Here is a 5,088-nt window from a genome sequence, read left to right as displayed (position 1 = left end):
TAGTTGCGCCATCCAGTCAGGAGCCCAGAATGTCAGCCGAAAATTTGCAAGGTCAACTGTACCGGTCCGCGCCCATTGCCATGGAGAAGGAGTGGATCGACTATAATGGCCACCTGAACATGGCATATTACAACGTGGTTTTCGACCGGGGCGGCGATGAGTTTCTTGCCGAATTGGGTTTCGGCCCCAAATATGCCGCCGAACGCAAGCTGACGATCTATACTGCCGAAGTGCATATCTGCTACGTGCAGGAAATTCATCTCGACCATATCGTGACGGTCACCAGCCAGTTGATCGATTTCGATGCCAAGCGTCTGCATACTTACAATGAGATCGTGCACCAGGATGGCTGGGTGGCGGCGACCGCAGAGGTGATGTCGCTGCATGTGGATATGAACGGCCCAAAGGTTGTGCCGTTTCCCGATGACATTTTGCCGACGCTCGACTTCTACAAGCAAGCGCACTCCAAGCTGCCAATACCTGCGCGGGTTGGCCGATCGATCGGAATCAAGCGGAAGTAGCCCCACCAAACTGCTCGACCAGCCAGCGCTCGAATTGGCGGATGCGGGTTTCGCCGACGCGCTCCTTGCGGCAGATCATGTACCAGGCGCCGGGCTGCGGAACTTTCAGTGGGAACGGGGCGACAAGCCGCCCAGCCTTGATATCGTCAGCCACCAGAAAGTCCGGCGCGACGGCGAGGCCCTGTCCGTCTAGAGCCGATTGCAGGGCGGCAAGATAGGTATCGAACTTCAACGTTACTGCCTGAGCGGTATCGGCGATGCCTGCCGCCTCGAGCCACGTGCCCCAATCCTCGGGGGAGGTATAAAGCGCGAGGCGCGGTACTTTGGCGAGAGCTTTGGCTTCGGCGTCTCCTTCGATCCGTGCAGCTACCTGCGGACTGCAGACAGGGCGCATCTCAGCCTTGACCAACAGGCGGTAGTGCAGGTTCATCCGCTCCGGCCGGGTGGTGTGGATGATGCCGATGTCGGAGCTATCGATGTTGAGCTCCCAATCCAGTTGGCTGGTGCCGATACGGATCGCAAGATTGGGATTTACCTTGCGGAAGTCCGTCAGGCGCGGGATCAGCCAGCGGATAGCGAAGGTCGCATAGGTTTCCAAAGCAAGGTCGTCGGTCGTGCCGATCCGATTTATCAGAGCCGTACCACGCGCAATGCGTTCGAAAGCATCGCGCATATAGGGATAGTAGAGCGTGCCGGCGTCAGTCAGGGACACGCCGCGCGGCAGGCGTTCGAACAGCTTCACGCCGAGAATGGTTTCAAGCTCGGCAATGCGGTGGCTGATGGCGGATTGGGTCACGCCAAGTTCCTCTCCAGCAAGCCGGAAGCTCAACAGCCGCGCCGACGCCTCGAAAGCCCGCAACGAGCCGAGCGGCGGAATGCGAGGCTTCGACATCATGGCCTGGAAACCGCGTAGTTGGATGCTTGAGAATAATTCATGTCTTTATGAGTAACGATCGCTTGAATGCGGCGCAATGCGGAATCATTCTAAACTGCGACGCGGTCAAAAATAACAGGGCGTCCGGGAACAATCTTTCGGAGAATGAAATGGGTGCAGACCAAGCCTTTGCGGAAATTGCGCCGTCTCTGGACAAGATCGATCAACTGATCGCCGGGCACAAAGCCGGTCACGGCCTTGTTCGTGCGTTCTACATGGACCCGGACGTCTATGCGCGTGACATGGAGCGGGTGTTCCGGCGTCATTGGCACTGCATCGGACACGCCAGCATCATTCCCAATGCCGGAGATTTCGAGCTTTTCAAGATTGACAGCGAGGCGGTGATTGTTTCACGCACCGAAGACGGATCAATCCACGCGTTTTTGAATGTTTGCCGCCATCGCGGCGCCGAGGTCTGCACCAAGCAGAAAGGGAATGCACGCTTCTTCGTCTGTCCCTATCATGCCTGGACATACACCAATGATGGCAGTCTGCGCGCGGCGCGGCTGATGCCAAAGGATTTCGATCGCAGCGCCCATGGCTTGAAGAAGCTGCACGTAAGGGTAGCCGAGGGACTGATCTTCATCTGCTTTGCCGACGAACCACTGGATTTTTCCATTATCGAACAGTCGCTGCGTACGACGTGCGGTCAGTATGGCTGGGCGGACGCCAAGGTCGCGCACCGCGAAACCTATCCTGTCGATGCCAACTGGAAGCTTGCCGTCGAAAACTACGTGGAATGCTACCATTGCGGCCCGGCCCACCCGGAATATTCGCAGACCCATGCACTGGAGCAGCCGGCCGAGAAGATCGTTGAACTGAATGCCCGCATGGAACAGCGCACCTGTGCGCTTGGCATCGACATTGCCACCGGCGACCACTGGCAGAGTTCGGCGCACGGCCAGGAAACAATTCATACGTTCCGCTATGCGCTCTACGACGGCGTTTCCAGTGGCAGCGAAGACGGTTCGCCCATCGGGCCACTGATGGGGCGCTTCTCGGAGTTCGATGGCGGCGTTACCTCGATCCATCTTGGCGGCACGAGCTTCCTCGTGTGCTATCCGGACCATGGCATGATCTATCGGTTCATTCCGAAAAGCGTCGATACGTGTGAGATGGAATTGATCTGGCTGGTGCGCGGCGATGCCGAAGAGGGCAAGGATTACGACCTCGAAAAGCTGACTTGGCTGTGGAAGGTCACGACCGCCGAAGACAAGACGATCATCGAGCATACGGCGCGCGGCGTCCGTTCGCACTACTTCGTGCCGGGTCCGATTGCGCCGATGGAATACAATGAACTGCGGTACATCCAGTGGTACCTCGACGAAATCGCACGGCCATAATTCGAATCGCATAAGACTACAGGGGACTGCATATGTCTGATTTTCCAACGTCGGCGCGCGTCGTCATCATCGGTGGCGGGGCGGTTGGCGTTTCGTCGCTTTATCATCTCGCCAAAGCGGGTTGGACCGATTGCGTGCTGCTCGAAAAGAACGAGCTGACATCGGGATCGACATGGCATGCGGCGGGCAATGTGCCGACGTTTTCGGCCTCGTGGTCAGTGATGAACATGCAGCGCTATTCGGCCGAACTTTATCGCGGGCTGGCTGCCGAAGTCGATTATCCCATGAACTATCATGTCACCGGGTCGCTGCGGCTGGCGCATACCAAGGAGCGGATGCGCGAATTCCAGCGTGTGAAGAGCATGGGCCGCTATCAGGGCATGGATATCGATGTGCTGGGGGCCGATGAGATCAACGGTCGCTATCCATTTATTGCGACGCATGAGCTGGAAGGCGCGCTCTACGATCCCAATGATGGCGATATCGATCCGGCGCAGTTGACGCAGGCTCTAGCCAAGGGTGCGCGTGATCTGGGCGCCAAGATCATCCGTTTTTGCCCTGTCACGGGCGCGAGACGTGAGAATGACGAATGGGTCATCTCGACGCCTCAGGGCGACATTCGCTGCGAATACGTGGTCAATGCTGCAGGATATCGCGCGCAGGAAATCGGCAGGATGTTTGGCCGGGACGTGCCGATGATGGTGATGAGCCATCAATATCTGCTGTTTGACGAAATCCCCGAAATCGCTGCGTGGTCGCGCGAACATGGCCAGAAGCTGCCACTGCTGCGCGACGTCGACTCCTCATATTATCTCCGGCAGGAAAAGAACGGCATGAATTTGGGGCCCTATGAGCGCAATTGCCGAGCGCATTGGGCGACTTCCGACGATCCGATGCCGGACGACTTCTCCTTCCAGCTTTTCCCTGACGATCTGGAGCGGCTCGAATGGTATCTGAACGATGCCATCGCACGCGTTCCGATCCTTGGCACGGCGGGCCTGTCGAAGATCATCAACGGTCCGATCCCTTACGCGCCCGACGGCAACCCGCTGATTGGCCCGATGCCGGGCGTTCCCAACGCTTTCGACGCCTGTGTCTTCACCTTCGGCATTGCGCAGGCCGGCGGGGCGGGCAAGGTCCTCGCCGAATGGGTGATGGAGGGCGCAACGGAGTGGGATATGTGGTCGTGCGATCCGCGCCGGTTCACCGCTTTCACCGATGCTGACTATTGTGTCGCCAAGGGTGTTGAAGTTTACGGGTACGAATACGCCATCCACTTTCCGCGCCATACATGGCCGGCGGGTCGCAACAAGAAGCTGTCGCCGATCCATGACCGCATCGCCAAGCTCGGTGCGCAGTTCGGGGCTTATAACGGCTGGGAGCGGGCCAACTGGTATGCGCAACCGGGCGACGATACGTCCGAAGACTCCACACAGACATTCCTGCGCGACGGACCCTGGCAGCAGCGTATTCGCGAAGAATGCCATGCGGTGCGCGATGCTGTCGGCATTCTAGACTTGCCGGGTTTCTCACGCTTCAAGGTAAGCGGTGAGGGCGCGCGCGCATGGATGTCGACGTTGATTACTGGTATCGTTCCCAAACCCGGACGTATCGGACTTGGCTACTTTTCCGACGACAAGGGCCGCGTTGTCACTGAAATGTCGATCATGGCAATCGACGAGAACGTGTTCTTTCTGATCACCGCCGGTGTTGCCGAATGGCATGATCGCGACTGGCTCCTCAATCATTTGCCGAAAGGCAGTTCAATCAGCATCAGCAATGTGACCGAAGACTTCTCGTGCCAGATCGTGACGGGGCCGAAGGCGCGCGATCTTTTCCACGATATCTGCGATGCCGATCTCGAAAAATCCTGGCTGTCGCATCAGACGACACAGATTGCCGGGCGCTATTGCCAATTGGTGCGCGTGTCGTTTGCCGGCGAACTTGGCTGGGAGGTGCACGCCAAGGTGGCCGATACGGCGGTAATCTTCGACGCGGTGTGGGAGGCGGGGCAGAAATACGGGATCAAGCCGTTCGGCATGTTCGCCCTCGATTCGCTGCGTCTGGAAAAGGGTTACCGCGCGTGGAAGGGTGACTTGTCCACGGACTACACACCGCTGCAAAGCGGGCTCGAACGCTTTATCAAATGGGAAAAGCCGGAATTCCTTGGCAAGGCGGCGCTGGAAAGCGAGAAGCAGCACGGCGTGAAGAAACGCTACGTGACGCTGACTGTCGACGCGGGGGATTGCGACGCACCCTACATGTCGACGCTTTGGCACGACGGCAATAT

General features: G+C 58.2%; 4 protein-coding genes. 3 read left to right on the top strand and 1 reads right to left on the bottom strand.

Going from position 1 to position 5,088, the window contains the following annotated elements; translation table 11 throughout:
* The first annotated feature begins 29 nt into the window (after nucleotides 1-29).
* On the top strand, nucleotides 30-521 hold the full coding sequence (locus tag ACXJ5O_RS18450; RefSeq protein WP_457301165.1) for a thioesterase family protein: 492 nt from the start codon (nucleotides 30-32) through the stop codon (nucleotides 519-521).
* Here the strand turns inward: ACXJ5O_RS18450 and ACXJ5O_RS18445 are convergent.
* Nucleotides 508-1,416: a LysR substrate-binding domain-containing protein gene (locus ACXJ5O_RS18445; RefSeq protein WP_457301164.1), complete on the bottom strand. Its 909-nt coding sequence runs from the start codon at nucleotides 1,414-1,416 to the stop codon at nucleotides 508-510. The two genes, ACXJ5O_RS18450 and ACXJ5O_RS18445, sit on opposite strands and share 14 nt — an antisense overlap.
* A 149-nt stretch (nucleotides 1,417-1,565) precedes the next feature.
* Between ACXJ5O_RS18445 and ACXJ5O_RS18440 the strand changes: the two genes are divergently transcribed.
* Both ACXJ5O_RS18440 and ACXJ5O_RS18435 read left to right on the top strand, forming a co-directional pair.
* Entirely contained in the window at nucleotides 1,566-2,798 is a 1,233-nt protein-coding gene (locus ACXJ5O_RS18440) for an aromatic ring-hydroxylating oxygenase subunit alpha (RefSeq protein WP_457301163.1), read from the top strand.
* Nucleotides 2,799-2,830: 32 nt separating this feature from the next.
* The coding region (locus ACXJ5O_RS18435) for a GcvT family protein (RefSeq protein WP_457301162.1) at nucleotides 2,831-5,088 on the top strand (2,258 nt) is incomplete at its 3' end.

The sequence above is a fragment of the Phyllobacterium sp. P5_D12 genome (genome assembly GCF_054049495.1).
Note: the sequence above shows the minus strand (reverse complement) of the source record. Positions and strands in the feature narration are given on the sequence as shown.

Coding starts and splice junctions, on each gene's coding strand:
- ACXJ5O_RS18450 (WP_457301165.1), top strand. CDS start 30: ATGTCAGCCGAAAATTTGCAAGGTCAACTGTACCGGTCCGCGCCCATT.
- ACXJ5O_RS18445 (WP_457301164.1), bottom strand. CDS start 1,416: ATGATGTCGAAGCCTCGCATTCCGCCGCTCGGCTCGTTGCGGGCTTTC.
- ACXJ5O_RS18440 (WP_457301163.1), top strand. CDS start 1,566: ATGGGTGCAGACCAAGCCTTTGCGGAAATTGCGCCGTCTCTGGACAAG.